Raw genomic sequence first — 14,340 nt, 5'->3', positions numbered from 1 at the left:
CCTGTAAATCTGAAGAAAACAATGCCTGCTGGGGCTGATTTTCAGCTTTGGAAGCCCCAAGTCTCTTGCGTTTTCGTGTTCACGATGGGCGTAAGCGCGCCAACAAGCCCGCAGTGGAGGCATCCAGCCCGGCCGCATCGCCTGAAGCAAGGCGGGGAGCCAGGTCGGCAGCAATGGTTTTACCGAGTTCCACGCCCCATTGGTCAAAACTGTTGATGCCCCATAGCGAGCCGCTGCTGAACACACGGTGCTCGTACAGCGCCAGCAGTGCCCCCAGGGTGGTGGGATCCATGCGCTCCAACAGCAGGAATGTGCTGGGCCGATTTCCCGGGAAATTCCGGTGGCCGCAGGCACTGGTTTGCCCAATCATCAATGCGCGCGCCTGCGCCAGGGCATTTGCAAGCAAGCTGCGGTGCTGGTCTTGCAAGCTGTGGGCGGGCTCTCTCACAGCGATGAATTCGACCGGAATCACTTCTGGTCCCTGGTGCAGCATCTGGAAAAACGCATGTTGCCCGTTACTACCCGCTTCTCCCCACACCACGGGTGAGGTGGAAAATGACAGAGCGCGGCCGCTTGCGTCCACCCCCTTGCCGTTGCTTTCCATCTCCAACTGCTGCAAATAGGCCGGCAGCCGGCGCAAGCCGTGGTGATATGGAGCCACACAGCGGCTGCGAAGGCCAAGGAAATCGCACTGCCATACATCCAGCAGCGCCAGACGCAGGGGAAGATTGGTTTCGATTGGAGCACTGGCGAAATGCTGATCCATCGCCGAAGCGCCCGCCAGCAAAGCGCGAAAACCTTCGCTGCCAATGGCAATGGCCAGAGGCAATCCCACCGCTGACCACAAAGAATAGCGCCCGCCTACCCAATCCCAGATGCTGAACACCCGGCTGATTCCGAACTGGCTGGCAGCCTCTACGTTGCAGGTTACACCAACGAAATGCCGAGCCACGTCGGTGCCGCCTTGCGCTAAAAACCATTGGCGTGCCGCCTTGGCATTCAGCAAGGTTTCAGCAGTGCCAAAGGTCTTGGAGACCACGATGAACAGCGTGTGCGCCGCATCCAGGGCAGGCAGCAACTCAGATATCTCGTGCCCATCTCCGTTGGCCACAAAGTGCACGCGCGGCCCGCTTGTGACGCCAGCCGCGCGCAGCGTCTGCGCCGCCATGCGGGGACCAAGATCAGACCCGCCGATACCGATGTTCACCACATCCGTGATGCTTGCATCAGCACGCACAGCCTCCGCGAATGCCAACATGTCCGCCAGAGAAGTAGCGACTTCTTCCCTGAGGCCCTGCGAAGCGTCTTCTCGCCCAGGGGAGTACGGCTCCCGCAGCAGCGTATGCCATGCGGCGCGTTGCTCTGCGGTGTTGACTTCCTCGCCGGTCAACAGCGCTTGGCGATGGTCCTCGAACCCGCACTCACGCGCCAGTTGCAGCAGCAACTCCTGCGCCCGGGCATCAATCAGGTTCTTGGAGAGATCAGCAAAGACGTAAGGTGCTTGTTGACTGAAGCGCTCAAATCGCTGTTCATCCGCGACGAAGGCCGTGCGCAGATCAAACGGCTCCGCGCCCTTGAGAAAGTGGCGCGCATGCGCTTGCAATAGCGGCCAAGCGGCCGTTTCGTCACAACGCGGGCGGGTTTTCCAGTCCATCAGGCCACCAGCATCAACGCTTCAAGCTTCTCCGCATCTTGAATAAAAGCGCGGATGCCTTCAGCCAGCTTCTCAGTGGCCATGGCGTCCTGATTGAGGGCAAGGCGGAAAGCAGCCTCTTCGAACTGCACGGCTGGTATATCCAGCGAGCGCGCAGCCTCCGCGTCCAGCGCGCGCGCCAGGGGGGCGCTGCTGCTTGAAAGTTGCGCCAGCAACTCGGGGCTGATGGTGAGAAGATCACAACCAGCCAGCGCGGTGATCTGGCCTGGGTTGCGAAAGCTCGCCCCCATGACTTCGGTGGCGATACCGTGACGCTTGTAGTACTCAAAAATTCGGCGCACAGATTGCACGCCTGGATCGTTCGCGCCGGCCATAGTGGCTTCATCCCATGCGGTTCCGGCGGATTTTTTGTACCAATCGTAGATGCGACCGACGAATGGCGAGATCAGTTGGACACCCGCATGACCGCAGGCCACCGCTTGGCAAAATCCAAACAGCAAGGTCAAGTTGCAGTGAATACCACGCCGCTCCAGTCGTTCAGCCGCGCGGATACCCTCCCAGGTCGCGGCGATCTTGATCAGCACACGGTCCGGTGAAATGCCCGCCGCCGAATACAGCTCAATCAGCCGCTCAGCGCGCGTGTAGGTGGCGTCTTCGTCGAAGGAAAGGCGCGCATCGACCTCCGTGGAGACCCGGCCAGGCACCATGGAAAGAATTTCGCAACCAAAGCGGACCAGCAAGCGGTCAACGACCTCATCCAGCGGCCGCCCGCGATTCGCAGCCACGGTCTCTTTCAAGAGCGGCGCGTAATCGGTCTTTTGGACCGCCTTGAGGATCAAGGAAGGGTTGGTGGTGGCGTCTTGTGGCTGAAACTGCGCCAGTTGCATGAAATCGCCGGTATCGGCAACCACGGTGGTGAGCTGTTTGAGCGCGTCTAGCTGATTCATGGGGGCGATTATCGACGAGGAAGCAGGGTCATTCGCGGCGCATGCGACCGTACCGTGATTCACCCTGCAGATAGAAAGACGCGCCAGCCCAGCGGCATGGCAGGCCCATCTGTGGCAAAAAGCAGACTCCTGAGACTTACTTCTTGCGCAGATCCACCACCCGCCGCGCCTTGCCTACGCTGCGCTCGATGCCGCCTTCTCCCCTCAGATCGATCTCCACACTGCTGCCCACATAGATTTTGATCTCGTATTGCAGTTGCTTGGCAGCGGCGCGGGCTTCTATGCTTTCCGGGTCCACGCCGGGTGCGGTTTCGATCGCCACCTTGAGGTTGTCCATGGGACCTTCGCGCGTCAACACGCATTGGTAATGCGGCGAAAGCTCGGGGCGCTTGAGAATCAGTTCCTCAATTTGCGTTGGAAACACATTGACCCCCCGGATGATCATCATGTCATCGCTGCGGCCAGTGATTTTTTCCATGCGACGCATGGTGCGCGCGGTGCCGGGTAGCAGGCGCGTGAGATCGCGGGTGCGATAGCGAATGATGGGCAGGGCTTCCTTGGTCAAGCTGGTGAAAACCAGCTCACCCTGCTCGCCATCAGCCACCGGCTCCCCGGTATCTGGGTCGATGATCTCTGGATAGAAATGGTCTTCCCAGATCGTGGGGCCATCCTTGGTTTCCACGCATTCGCTGGCAACGCCTGGCCCCATGACCTCGGAGAGGCCATAGATATCCACCGCGTCGATGTTCATGCGCACCTCAATGGCATTACGCATCTCGTTGGTCCACGGTTCGGCCCCGAAAATCCCGATGCGCAAAGAGGTGGACTTGGGATCCAGGCCCATCCGTTCAATCTCATCGGCAATGGCCAGCATATAGCTGGGTGTGACCATGATGATGTTGGGCTTGAAATCCTGGATCAGCTGAATTTGCTTCTCGGTCTGCCCACCACCGAAAGGTACCACTGTGAGGCCGAGCTTCTCTGCACCATAGTGAGCGCCCATGCCTCCGGTGAAAAGCCCATAGCCATAGCTGATATGCGCCATATCACCCGGCCTGGCACCGGCCGCGCGGATGGAGCGGGCCACCACGCCCGCCCAGGTATCAATGTCCTTGGCCGTGTAGCCCACCACTGTGGGTTTGCCGGTGGTGCCGCTGCTGGCATGAATACGCACCACCTGATCACGCGGCACGGCGAACATCCCAAAGGGGTAGTTGTCACGCAGATCGGACTTGGTGGTGAACGGGAATTTGGCAAGGTCTGCCAGCGTCTTGCAATCGTCCGGATGAACGCCCGCCGCATCGAACTTGGCCTTGTACACAGGCGAGTTCTCGTAGGCATGCTTGAGCGACCAGCGCAAGCGTTCAAGCTGCAAGGAGCGCAGCTCGTCAATGCTGGCCTTCTCTATCGGCTCTAGCGGAAAGCTTTTCATTTTTTGGCCTCTTCGGGTTTCACTTCATCGGTGGGAATCACTGTGCCGGCAATTTGCGCGCTCTTGCCGCGAAAAAGAGCCACGGTCTGGCCCTTCTGGTTGGTAACGCGCATGTCGTAGATGCCATGGCGGCCGCTTTGGACCTGCTCAATGCCTTCGCAGGTGAGCATGTCACCTTCATGCGCAGGCTTGAGAAATTCGATCGAGCAACCAGCCGCCACGGTGTTCTGGTTGCGGCTGTTGCACGCAAAGGCGAACGTGGAATCGGCCAGCGTAAAAATAAACCCGCCGTGGCAGATTTGATGGCCGTTCAGGTGCGCTGCCCGCACCTCCATTCGCATCAGGGCTCGGCCTGGCTCACAGGCCAGAAGCTCCATGCGCATGGTGTCTTTAGACGCCACATCGGCTGAAAACATGGCTTCACCAACCTGGCGCGCCAAATCCTGCGCCTGACCCGGCGCTACAGAGGACTGCGTAGTCATCATTGCCCCTTGAACTGCGGTGCGCGCTTTTGCAGGAAGGCAGTTACGCCCTCAATGTAATCATGAGTGAAACCCAAACGCGACTGCACATCTCGCTCCAGATCCAGTTGCTCATGAAGAGTATGTGTATGCGCGTTTCGCAAAAGATGGCGGGTTGCCACCAGCGCCTTGGTGGGCATGGCTGCCAGACGCTGCGCCATGGCCTTGGCTGCGCCCAGGGCATCTTCCTGCACATCCCAGATCATGCCCATGGCTTTGGCATCGGCAGCAGACAGCTTGTCGCCTGTCAGCGCCAAGCCCATTGCACGCGCCAAACCTATGCGCTGCGGCAGCAACCAGGTGCCGCCGCTGTCGGGCACGAGGCCAATCTTGCTGAAGGCCTGAATGAACCCTGCCCCGGGCGCGGCAATGGCGACATCGCACACCATGACCAACGAAGCGCCGGCCCCCGCAGCCACGCCATTGACCGCGCAGATGGTAGGTACGCGAACATCCACCAGACGGCGCGTGGTGGGGTTAAAAGCCTCATCAATCACCGGGCCGGGATCGGCGCGATGCATGATGTCCGGCCCCTCGCGGAAATCGAACTCCGATAGATCAGCCCCCGCACAAAACCCCCTGCCGGCCCCTGTGATCACTAGGGCTCGAATCGATTCATCAGCCTCCACGCGATCCAGAGCGGCCCAAAGGTCGCTATGCATCTTCCGGGTAAAACTGTTAAGCGCCTGAGGGCGGTTAAGCGTAAGAATGGCGACTGGGCCATCTGTTTCGTACAGGACGCAGGGTTCCGGGTTGGTCATTTTTTGTCTCCTTCAGACGCCAATTTACCATTAACCAACCGAGTGGTCGGGTAACCCGACCTGTTGATCGCTATAGTTATCCCTGCGCGTGGGACTTAAACACGCCCCAAGCCGCAAGAACAACCTTTCAGAACAAGCAGGAGATACCCCTTGGCCTATGAATTCATTGAAGTCCGCACAGAAGGCGGAAAAGTCGGCATCGTCACTCTGAACCGCCCCAAGCAGCTGAATGCGCTGAACAGCCAGTTGATGGTGGAATTGGGCCAAGCGCTCAAGGCTTTTGATGCAGACGAAGCCATTGGCTGCATGATCGTGACTGGAAGCGAAAAAGCCTTTGCTGCCGGGGCTGACATTGGCGCCATGGCCACCTACAGTTTTGCGGACGTCTATCGTGATGACTACATCACGCGTGATTGGGAAACCATCCGCTCCATCCGCAAGCCAGTCATTGCGGCCGTCAGCGGCTTCGCCCTGGGCGGAGGCTGCGAGCTGGCCATGATGTGTGATTTCATCATCGCCGCAGACAACGCCAAGTTTGGTCAACCCGAGATCAAACTGGGCGTGATCCCTGGCGCAGGCGGCACACAACGCCTGCCCCGCGCAGTGGGCAAATCCAAAGCCATGGACCTGGTGCTCACCGGCCGCATGATGAATGCCGAAGAAGCCGAACGCGCCGGCTTGGCCAGCCGTGTGGTGCCGCTGGACAAGCTGATGGAAGAAGCTCTTGGTGCGGCCCTGATGATTTGCGACTATGGCCAACTCGCCGTCATGGCCGCCAAGGAAAGCGTAAACCGCGCCTTTGAAGGCAGCTTGAATGACGGCGTGATGTTCGAACGCCGCTTGTTCCACGCTTTGTTTGCCACCAGCGACCAGAAAGAAGGCATGGACGCCTTCGTGAACAAGCGCAAGGGGCAGTTCACTCACCGGTAAGCGGTTACTGGATCAGGAGGATGCCTCTGGACAGACATCCTCGACAAGAAGAAATGCCCACGCTCGTTTTCACGATCGTGGGCATTTTGCTGTCCCGCCAGACTGGGTCCGCTGGGAACGCGTATGACCGCGTTCACGCTCACGCACCCCGGACTCGCTGCTCTAATTCTTCTTTAGTAGCAATTTGCTCGTTTCGGCGCCATGTCTATTCACAAAGTTTTGAATAGCGGAAGCAAGAATTTTTTGATGATCGCCGCCCTGTTTCAAGATCAATGGCGTTTTTCCATCTGACGTGTCAAGCCGCTGCGCCAAGGCCAGTTGAGTATTAACGCCATCTTGAGAGTAAATTCCACCGGCTTCATTTGCACTTCGCTTAAAAGCATAGACTTTCGGCAATGAAGAAATAGTAACGTCAGCGCAAAGAAGCAGGCCTTGTAAATCTCCCTTTACTTGATACTCGCAGCCAAACTTCAAAGTATCGTCCACCGCAAATCCGTTGCCATTGACGGTTGCCGGGGCAACTGAATTAAAAAGTCTAACCTGAGCGCTCCCTTTGCCTGTTGAATAACTGATATTATTAAAATTCCAAAGCCCCATCATACTGACTGGACTTGATTCGTCATCTAGCTTCACACGATATATTGTGCGAGCCCCCACCCCTGGAAAATTCAGAATGCCAGTAGTACTTGTATTGAAGGACCCAGTGACTAGTCTTTTAGACAGGTCTTTTGAGGAAGTAAGCTCCACCTCAACATTGTCCCCGTTAATAGCACCCGACCCATACAGAAAATACGTATTGTTTGGAACTTCTCCAACGGCAAAAATGACAAACAATTTATTGTTTTGGGCGTCAATATTTATAATTTCGCCGCCGTAGGCATTTTGCCCATTAGCCATCAGCCATGTCCCAGTCTGAGGTGCGGCTACGGCAAAATTAGCAGCAGATAACGCAAAGATCGCCGAACAAGCAAGTATTGATTTAATTTTCATGAAGCTCCTCTATTAAATTACGTCGGATAGCAAATATGTTTTCGCCAAAAGATTAATCCTAGCCCTCTCCTTTTATCGTTTTAACTCAAAGCCAAAATGCGCACCCGAGAGCCTTGATTTCTATTTTTTCTATTTTCAGGCTCACTCTCCCGTCCGTGCATTTTCACAATGATACATAAATATACATTTGTCAACACAAGAAGACCCTGACAACAACGGCAGAAGCGCTGAGAGCAATGTCTGTCAATGGGTCTCCGGTGCATCCTCCATGATCTTCATGCGCTGCCAGTTCGAATTGACTTCCGTCAAGGAATCTCCGACCTGGGAGCACATGGCGCTCAAAATCTGGTTGTGACACCCGTTGCGATGGTGCCCGAGACAGAAATCCAGCACAGAAAGGCCTCTGGCGCGCAGCGCCTGCCCCGCCCAATAAGCAAATCCAAAGCCATGGACCTGGTGCTCACCGGCCGCATGATGAATGCGGAAAAAGCCGAGCGCGCCGGTTTAGCCAGCCGTGTGGTGTCGCTGGAAAAGCTGATGGAAGAAGCCCTGGGTGCGGGCCTGACGATATGCGATTACGGCCACCTCGCCGTCATGGCTGGCACGAAAAGTGTGAATCGTGCTTTAGAAGACCGCCGATTCCGGCCTCTATTTGCCGGTAGCGTTCAGAAAGAAGGAACGGGCGCTTTTGCAAACAAGCGCAAGGTGCCGCTCACTCATCGGTAAGCTGCTTCCAGAACGACCGAGCCCCAGGAGACCGATGTTTGGGCACGTTCAGCAATTTGTGAATTGAGAAAATTAATTTCCCCGCGATAGAAAAATCGCACGCCAGTACCGCAAAAAACAATCACTGGAATCAGCAGCACTTGTCAACGGCTCGCCGATTTAATTTATAAAAATACGCCTGCGGTTACTAAAAATAATCCTCGGAGTATTTTAATTTGCGGATTGAATTTATTTTTTTGGTGCTTCTATCGATTTTTTTACCACTGAACCTTGACCGACAGGGTCATGCAAAAAAATCGGAAAACTTACTTAGCTTCCTTCAAAATTAAATTTTTCACCATACTTCCGTAGTTGTATGAAAAATTCTCCATGGCAGACCGCATTAGATTTTGTGCTTCACCCCCCTGCTTGAGAATCAAAATCGTTTCCCCGTCGGACGCCACGAGTCTTTGCCCATATCCCCTACCACGATAACTATCGTTTTGAATATAGTATCCAGCCAATTCATTTGCACTTCGCTTTAAAATATATCCAGCAGAGACAGATGGATTGGCCATATCTATGCAGACGACATGTCCTTGAAACTCTCCACGCAACTTATATTCGCATCCAAATTTTTGCGTACGATCCAAGGCAATGCCGGAGCCTTCAACGGTTCCTGGAATAACCGAATTGAACTCTCGATATTGAGCCACCCCAGTATCACTTTCCCCGGGAATATGACTAAAATTCCAAACCCCCATCATATTTACCGGGTTTGATTCATCTTCAAGCTTTACCCGATACACTGAGCGCTGACCCACACCCGGGAAATTCAAAACCCCGGTTGTACTGGTATTGAAACTTCCTGTGACTCTTTTGACAGACGAGTCTTTGGAGGATGTTAGGTCTAAAACAACATTACTATCGTCTATAGTCCCTCGTCCATAAAGGAAATAGGTATTATTTGGAACCGCCCCAACGGCAAATATAACAAATAGCTTATTGTTTTGTGCATCGATATTTATAATATCGCCACCATAGGCGTTTTGCCCATTCGCAATCAGCCAAGTTCCTGTTTGAGGCGCTGCAGCCGCACAGCTTATCGCTGAAAGACCAAAAGCCAGAGAACAAATAATTTTAGATTCAATGCCCATACACTCTCCTGATCTGATTTAAAAATATAGAAACTTAGTTCTCATTTTTAATGACGACATTAGTTTAAGCAGTATTCCTATACTGATGCATAAGCAACTGCCTGTCAACAAGAAGCAATCAGTTCAACGGCGATGTGAGCCTTGGGCGGGGTCACCCAACGCTTCTTAGAGTTTTCACTGGATTGGAGGCTTGCGCTCCAGAACCGCCAAGAACCGTTCCCTAGTCGATACTTGATCGGGCTGTAACGATCCGCGAGTTCAGGGGCAGCCGCTCTATCCGCGAACTACACTAAGGCGCCACTACCCACGTGCACCCAGCATAAGATGACGCGCGCGTCTCTACGCTAGAGAAAACTCTGACAGCAAGCCCACGCATCGCAGGCCTGCGCTGACCGGCCTCTATCGCAGAGGGCGGCGAAGTGACAATATGATTCGCCTACTCTTTATTCAAGAGTTCTTGTTTGGCGATAGCTCCGTAGTTGTACAAGAAATTCTCAATGGCAGAAGACAGAATTTTTTGCGACTCATTTGCTGATTTCGGCGTTACCAGGCTTTTTCCGTCTGATGTACCCACTCTTCTTGCCAAGGCTATGGTCGTCCCGTTAATAGCATTGCTCACCATATACACCCCACCAGCCTCATCTGCACTGCGCTTCAGAAAGTAGTTCAATTGCTGCGAGGGGTTGGTTACATCGACGCAAACTGTATACCCTTTATACGTCCCTCCCGTTTGGAATTCACATCCAAATTTCCCTGAGCCATCAACGGAAATGCCACCACCGTTAACTGATGCTGGCAGGATGGAATTCAAAAGGCGACCTTGAGACGTTCCCTTCGCTGTTGAAGTGTTTACATAAGTAAAAATCCAGGAGCCAAGCATAGTCTGAGGCTTGGTTGTGTCAGCTAACTGTACTCGGAATACGGTGCGACTCCCGACACCTTCAAAAGTCATCACACCGGTTGTACTACTATTGAAACTACCCGTCACTTGCTTTTTTGTCAAATCCTTGGAGGAAGTAAGCTCCACCGCGACATTGTCACCATCTAGAGTGCCTGTACCATAGAGAAAATAGGTATTATTTGGTACAGCTCCAACCGCGAAAATAATAAAAACCTTGTTGTCTTGGACGTCGATATTTATAAGATCACCGCCATAGGCGTTTTCTCCGGACGCGATCATCCATAGCCCAGTTTGGGGCGCTGCGACCGCAAAATTTACGGCAGATAGGCTTAGAAATGCCGAACACGCAAGAATTGACTTAATTTTCATGAACTTCCTCCACTTGATTACGAGATATATTTCGCTTACTAAAATTTAACTTTGATTCCTACCCATTCAGGCTTGGGATTTAAATTACAAATAGGCAACAGCCGTTTACCTAAAAACAACTGAATAAATACAAAATCAGAATTCAACTTACCACTTCGAAGAGTGACCAGTTTACTTTTCATCTCATACTGCTGCACAAACCGCCTCCTGTCAACCTGGATGGCCGCTGCGGATAGCGAAAAGATGCACCTAAACAACTACTCCGCACATTAATCCGACCGGTTCATTCATTTGAACTAAACAGAAATGCTTCGTTTACACAGTAGGCGAGAGAATTGCATTTGGCGGGAATCGAGAAATGCGTCAGCGTCTCACTCTCCGCGTGGATTCACGTCGCGAAAATCCCTCGATGCATTCTTTAACGGTATCTCCAACTGCCATTCGATGGGCGAGAAATCAGCTCAATATGGAACGCGCCCCCCAGATACCGGGGGTAGCGATACCTCAAGAGCCGTCATGGACCTCAAAGCGCTGGGCTCGAGGCCCTATCTAGTTCGCAAACTACGATGACTAGGCAGCTTCACAGGAAAGCCCGGGGAACAACCCTCGCATTCACCTCGGCGCGCCCTCTGGCAGCCGCCTACCGGGTTTGGGGTAAGCGCCCCAACTCTTCCACGAAGCGCGCCAAGGCCGACGCCTCGATTGGGCCCGAGCGCTCTGCCAAGCCTGAATCTGCTGGCTTGAACCGCCAATAGCGCGAATAGAGCTCCAGCACCCCCAAGGGCAGGCCATTGCTCAACAACTCCACGCTCGCCCTGGCAGCCTCCGCCATCCCTTGGGCAGGCGCCGCCTCCCCCTGCGGCAGGGCCACCATCATTTGAGCCAAACCTCCGGCTTGCGAACGCGGGAGAGCCGGGCCTTCTGGCAATCTCCGTAAATGGGTCCAGTTGGGCGGCCACGCAGAAGAGGCAAGGGCATCTGCCATTGGAGAAGCCACCTGAGCACGGGGCGCCATACGAGGCGCCGCAGCGGGCGCGGGGGCCATGGCGGTTGATGTTTCTCCTACGCTTGCGCCGGCGGCGGCAGCCCCTCTGGCGCGCTCACTCTCCAAGCGGCGTTCAGCCCCCAAGGACGACGCTTCTTTTTGCGTATTCCGCATCGCTTGCGCTGCACGAGCTTCTTCCGCCTTCATGGCACGGTCTTCTGCGGGAGCAGTACTCCGCTCAAGCACCTTCGCTGAGGGGTCCGCCTCCGGTGCTGGTGCTGGTGCTGGTGCTGGTGCTGGTGCTGGTGCTGGTGCTGGTGCTGGTGGCGGAACAGGTTCCGAGGGCGCAGGCTTTTTCGCAGGAGGTGGAGTGGCCGTAGCGCGAACCGGTGCCTCGGGCATGGGTGCTCGATAAACAGGCTCGCCGGCAGCAGCCTTCTCTGGTTCAGGGCGAGGCGGCGTGCTTTCCTTGGCCTCCGGCAAAGGCGAAGCCACCGCTGGTACCTCAGCTTGAAAAGCCGGCTCGCCATCCAAACGCGCTTCAGGCACTGGCTCGCCTTGCCACATGAGGGTAACGAAGCTAGCCACCAACAAGGAAGCCAGCGCAGCATTCCACGGCATACGCGAACGCGGCGCTCCCTCGCCACGCCACCAAGACAACCACCCGCGAGACCTGCGTTCTTCCTGGGCCGCAGGCTTCACGGCCTCCCGCGCTGCCGCCAATATGGAGGCTCGCACGGACGCATCTGGGTGCATATGTGCATCTGGCGCATGCTCGAGGGCCTTCGCCAGGCGCGCGTCTAGCAATTTCTGAGACCCTTCATTGGCCTCCGTTGGCCGCGGATCTGTGTCACTCATGTGCGCACCTCCAGCACGACCAGATAGGCCTGCATACACCCGCGCAGTTTTTGCAACGCATACCGCAACCGGCTCTTGGCAGTTTCGAACGGTAGTGCGAGGCGGTGTGCGAGGTCTTCCACCGAAGTGCCATCTTCGTGGTGCAACAAAAAGGCCGCACGCTGGACAGCCGGCAACGCGTCCAGGCAATCAAGTAACTGCTGGCCTGCGGCCCTCCAGAAGGCCACGTCTTCGGTGGAAGGGTGGTTCAAATCCAGCGCAGCCTGCAACCACTCCATGGAATCGTCGGCATCGTCAGGCAACTCCAACGGCTTCTCACGCCCGCTCACACGCAACCGGTCCATAGCGGCATTGTGGGCAATGGTGAAAGCCCAGGTTCGCCAACTGGCATCGCCTCGCGCCGCATATTTCTCTCGCGCCGCAATGATTCGCATCCAGGTGTCTTGAAACACCTCTTCTGCTTGCGCTGCGAGCCCATGCCCCAGCAGGCGCCGAACGAACCGCAGCAACGCACTCTCGTGGCGCGCATACAGCGCATCAAAGGCGGGGGTATCACCTTGGGCGTAGGCTAGCATCAGTTCGTCGTCGGTCAAGGCTTCAACAGCGCGATGGGGAAACATATGGTTATTCTCACATCAGCTTGCACGCTTGCCAGCACCCAATGGGGTCAACTCTTTACAAATCCCCTTGACCGATGGCGCCTCAGACCACCACACAGGCCCTGTTCCTATGTGGTGTTACTCGGTCCTGTTAAGGCTTCGCACCTGGTGCCATTGGAGAGATTGCGTCCGCTTATAGTCCGGACTCATGTACATCCGGGGTAGGTCGGAAGTTCCATCCGGCACCACATCTCATTTAAGAACGATTATCATTTCGGCCTCACCGCCAAGGGCTTCGTCCGACAGCGATTAGCCAATCTCTCATTCAAGGAAAAATAGTATGACGCTTCGTGTTGCCCGCCGAGTAGTGCTGGGGGGAATGTTGGGAGCGGGGCTGAGCGCAATGCCGGCCTGGATATCCATGGCAAATGCGCAAACCGCCAGCGTGACCGCAAAGACCGTGGCGGCAGGTTATGCCGAGCTAGTATTTGCCAACTACAGTGACACCTTGGCCGCAGCACGCGATATGCAGAAGGTGATTGCAGCGTTCCTGGCGGCCCCCTCACAAGCCTCGCTGGACGCGGCCCGCAAGACTTGGCTGGCAGCACGTGAGTTCTACGGCCAGACCGAGGCTTTCCGCTTCTATGGCGGCCCCATCGACGACGACAAAGGCCCCGAAGGCCAGATCAACGCCTGGCCCATGGATGAATCCTACGTGGACTACGTGGAAGGCAAGGCCAACACCGGCCTCATCAACAACCCGAAGTTCAAAATCACCAAAGCCAACCTGGCCAAGCAAAATGAGCGTGGCGGCGAAGAGAACATCGCCACCGGCTGGCATGCGATTGAATTTCTGCTGTGGGGCCAGGATTTGTCTGAGTCCGGCCCCGGCAACCGCCCTTTTGAAGACTACGTAGACGGCAAACGGCCACACGCCGATCGCCGCCGCACCTACCTGAAGGTAGTGACCGAGTTGCTCATTGACGACCTTACCCAAGTCACTCAAGCCTGGGCACCGGGCAAGAAGAACTACCGCTCGCGCTTCGAAGCAGGTGGTATGGAATCCGTACGCAAGATCATCGTGGGCCTGGGCTCGCTTTCGCGCGGCGAACTGGCTGGCGAGAGAATGGAAGTCGCCCTGAACTCGCAGGATCAGGAAGATGAGCACTCCTGCTTCTCAGATAACACCCACCGCGACATGGTGACCAATGCCAAGGGCATCCAGAATGTGTGGCTGGGTCAGTACACCCGTCTGGATGGAACCGCTCTAAAAGTCGCTTCGCTTTCGGAGCTCGTTGCAGCTAAAAACACTGAGCTGGTCAGCAAGACGAGCGCGCAGATCGCGCAGACAGTCAAAGCCACGGAAGGCATCCAGGCACCGTTTGATCGCGAGATCATCGGTGGCGCCAATGCGCCGGGCCGCAAGCGCATCCAGGCCGCGGTGGATAGTGCCACCGAGCAATCCAAACTATTGGTGCAATCGGCCAATGCCATTGGTATCACCAAGCTGACGCTGGTTCAGCCGTAATCT

General features: G+C 55.6%; 13 protein-coding genes and 1 pseudogene. 4 read left to right on the top strand and 10 right to left on the bottom strand.

Annotation, left to right across the window (positions count from 1 at the left end; genetic code table 11):
- Window positions 1-79: 79 nt before the first annotated feature.
- From pgi to G518_RS0117565, 5 genes are all read right to left on the bottom strand, one after another.
- Window positions 80-1,654: a glucose-6-phosphate isomerase gene (gene pgi / locus G518_RS0117585; RefSeq protein WP_028603677.1), complete on the bottom strand. Its 1,575-nt coding sequence runs from the start codon at window positions 1,652-1,654 to the stop codon at window positions 80-82.
- On the bottom strand, window positions 1,654-2,601 hold the full coding sequence (gene tal, locus G518_RS0117580; RefSeq protein WP_028603676.1) for a transaldolase: 948 nt from the start codon (window positions 2,599-2,601) through the stop codon (window positions 1,654-1,656). The genes pgi and tal overlap by 1 nt, the downstream gene beginning before the upstream one ends.
- Before the next feature lie 136 nt (window positions 2,602-2,737).
- On the bottom strand, window positions 2,738-4,033 hold the full coding sequence (paaK, locus tag G518_RS0117575) for a phenylacetate--CoA ligase PaaK (RefSeq protein WP_028603675.1): 1,296 nt from the start codon (window positions 4,031-4,033) through the stop codon (window positions 2,738-2,740).
- Window positions 4,030-4,515, bottom strand: coding sequence for a hydroxyphenylacetyl-CoA thioesterase PaaI (gene paaI, locus G518_RS0117570; protein WP_028603674.1), 486 nt, complete (start codon window positions 4,513-4,515; stop codon window positions 4,030-4,032). Before paaI ends, paaK begins: the two co-directional genes overlap by 4 nt.
- Window positions 4,515-5,315 carry an enoyl-CoA hydratase-related protein gene (locus G518_RS0117565; protein WP_051236935.1) on the bottom strand — a complete coding sequence of 267 codons (801 nt, stop codon included), beginning with the start codon at window positions 5,313-5,315 and terminating at the stop codon, window positions 4,515-4,517. Before G518_RS0117565 ends, paaI begins: the two co-directional genes overlap by 1 nt.
- Before the next feature lie 150 nt (window positions 5,316-5,465).
- On the opposite strand from G518_RS0117565, the gene G518_RS0117560 reads away from it, so the two are divergent.
- Window positions 5,466-6,245: an enoyl-CoA hydratase gene (locus tag G518_RS0117560; RefSeq protein ID WP_028603672.1), complete on the top strand. Its 780-nt coding sequence runs from the start codon at window positions 5,466-5,468 to the stop codon at window positions 6,243-6,245.
- A gap of 162 nt (window positions 6,246-6,407) precedes the next feature.
- On the opposite strand, the gene G518_RS0117555 is transcribed toward G518_RS0117560, so the two are convergent.
- Complete coding sequence (locus G518_RS0117555) at window positions 6,408-7,235, bottom strand: hypothetical protein (protein ID WP_028603671.1); 828 nt, start codon at window positions 7,233-7,235, stop codon at window positions 6,408-6,410.
- 187 nt (window positions 7,236-7,422) lie between these two features.
- On the opposite strand from G518_RS0117555, the gene G518_RS41055 reads away from it, so the two are divergent.
- Both G518_RS41055 and G518_RS35650 read left to right on the top strand, forming a co-directional pair.
- Window positions 7,423-7,590: a hypothetical protein gene (locus G518_RS41055; protein ID WP_245598003.1), complete on the top strand. Its 168-nt coding sequence runs from the start codon at window positions 7,423-7,425 to the stop codon at window positions 7,588-7,590.
- Window positions 7,591-7,634: 44 nt separating this feature from the next.
- A pseudogene (locus G518_RS35650) lies at window positions 7,635-7,961 on the top strand (enoyl-CoA hydratase-related protein); the annotation flags it as partial.
- A gap of 305 nt (window positions 7,962-8,266) precedes the next feature.
- Here the strand turns inward: G518_RS35650 and G518_RS40040 are convergent.
- The 4 genes from G518_RS40040 to G518_RS0117530 all read right to left on the bottom strand — a co-directional run bounded on the left by G518_RS40040 (window position 8,267) and on the right by G518_RS0117530 (window position 12,830).
- Window positions 8,267-9,097 carry a hypothetical protein gene (locus G518_RS40040; RefSeq protein WP_156909444.1) on the bottom strand — a complete coding sequence of 277 codons (831 nt, stop codon included), beginning with the start codon at window positions 9,095-9,097 and terminating at the stop codon, window positions 8,267-8,269.
- Between the two features lie 436 nt (window positions 9,098-9,533).
- The gene (locus G518_RS0117540; RefSeq protein ID WP_028603669.1) at window positions 9,534-10,367 is read right to left on the bottom strand and encodes a hypothetical protein; all 834 of its coding nucleotides are present in this window, start codon (window positions 10,365-10,367) and stop codon (window positions 9,534-9,536) included.
- Window positions 10,368-11,007: 640 nt separating this feature from the next.
- On the bottom strand, window positions 11,008-12,210 hold the full coding sequence (locus G518_RS40685) for a hypothetical protein (RefSeq protein WP_051236930.1): 1,203 nt from the start codon (window positions 12,208-12,210) through the stop codon (window positions 11,008-11,010).
- The gene (locus G518_RS0117530) at window positions 12,207-12,830 is read right to left on the bottom strand and encodes a sigma-70 family RNA polymerase sigma factor (RefSeq protein WP_028603668.1); all 624 of its coding nucleotides are present in this window, start codon (window positions 12,828-12,830) and stop codon (window positions 12,207-12,209) included. The genes G518_RS40685 and G518_RS0117530 overlap by 4 nt, the downstream gene beginning before the upstream one ends.
- 382 nt (window positions 12,831-13,212) lie before the next feature.
- Here G518_RS0117530 and G518_RS0117525 point away from each other — a divergent pair, with 382 nt between their 5' ends.
- On the top strand, window positions 13,213-14,337 hold the full coding sequence (locus G518_RS0117525) for an imelysin family protein (protein WP_425414293.1): 1,125 nt from the start codon (window positions 13,213-13,215) through the stop codon (window positions 14,335-14,337).
- The last annotated feature ends 3 nt before the right edge of the window (window positions 14,338-14,340 follow it).

The organism is Ottowia thiooxydans DSM 14619 (assembly GCF_000422885.1).
GTDB classification, from domain to species: Bacteria; Pseudomonadota; Gammaproteobacteria; order Burkholderiales; family Burkholderiaceae_C; genus Ottowia; species Ottowia thiooxydans.
This window is presented reverse-complemented; position numbering and strand designations above follow the sequence as displayed.

Bases quoted from the DNA above. Each gene is read 5' to 3' on its own strand.
- G518_RS40040 (WP_156909444.1), bottom strand. From the start codon at position 9,097: ATGGGCATTGAATCTAAAATTATTTGTTCTCTGGCTTTTGGTCTTTCA.
- tal (WP_028603676.1), bottom strand. From the start codon at position 2,601: ATGAATCAGCTAGACGCGCTCAAACAGCTCACCACCGTGGTTGCCGAT.
- G518_RS0117525 (WP_425414293.1), top strand. From the start codon at position 13,213: ATGCCGGCCTGGATATCCATGGCAAATGCGCAAACCGCCAGCGTGACC.
- paaI (WP_028603674.1), bottom strand. From the start codon at position 4,515: ATGACTACGCAGTCCTCTGTAGCGCCGGGTCAGGCGCAGGATTTGGCG.
- G518_RS0117565 (WP_051236935.1), bottom strand. From the start codon at position 5,315: ATGACCAACCCGGAACCCTGCGTCCTGTACGAAACAGATGGCCCAGTC.
- G518_RS0117555 (WP_028603671.1), bottom strand. From the start codon at position 7,235: ATGAAAATTAAATCAATACTTGCTTGTTCGGCGATCTTTGCGTTATCT.
- pgi (WP_028603677.1), bottom strand. From the start codon at position 1,654: ATGGACTGGAAAACCCGCCCGCGTTGTGACGAAACGGCCGCTTGGCCG.
- paaK (WP_028603675.1), bottom strand. From the start codon at position 4,033: ATGAAAAGCTTTCCGCTAGAGCCGATAGAGAAGGCCAGCATTGACGAG.
- G518_RS0117540 (WP_028603669.1), bottom strand. From the start codon at position 10,367: ATGAAAATTAAGTCAATTCTTGCGTGTTCGGCATTTCTAAGCCTATCT.
- G518_RS40685 (WP_051236930.1), bottom strand. From the start codon at position 12,210: ATGAGTGACACAGATCCGCGGCCAACGGAGGCCAATGAAGGGTCTCAG.
- G518_RS0117530 (WP_028603668.1), bottom strand. From the start codon at position 12,830: ATGTTTCCCCATCGCGCTGTTGAAGCCTTGACCGACGACGAACTGATG.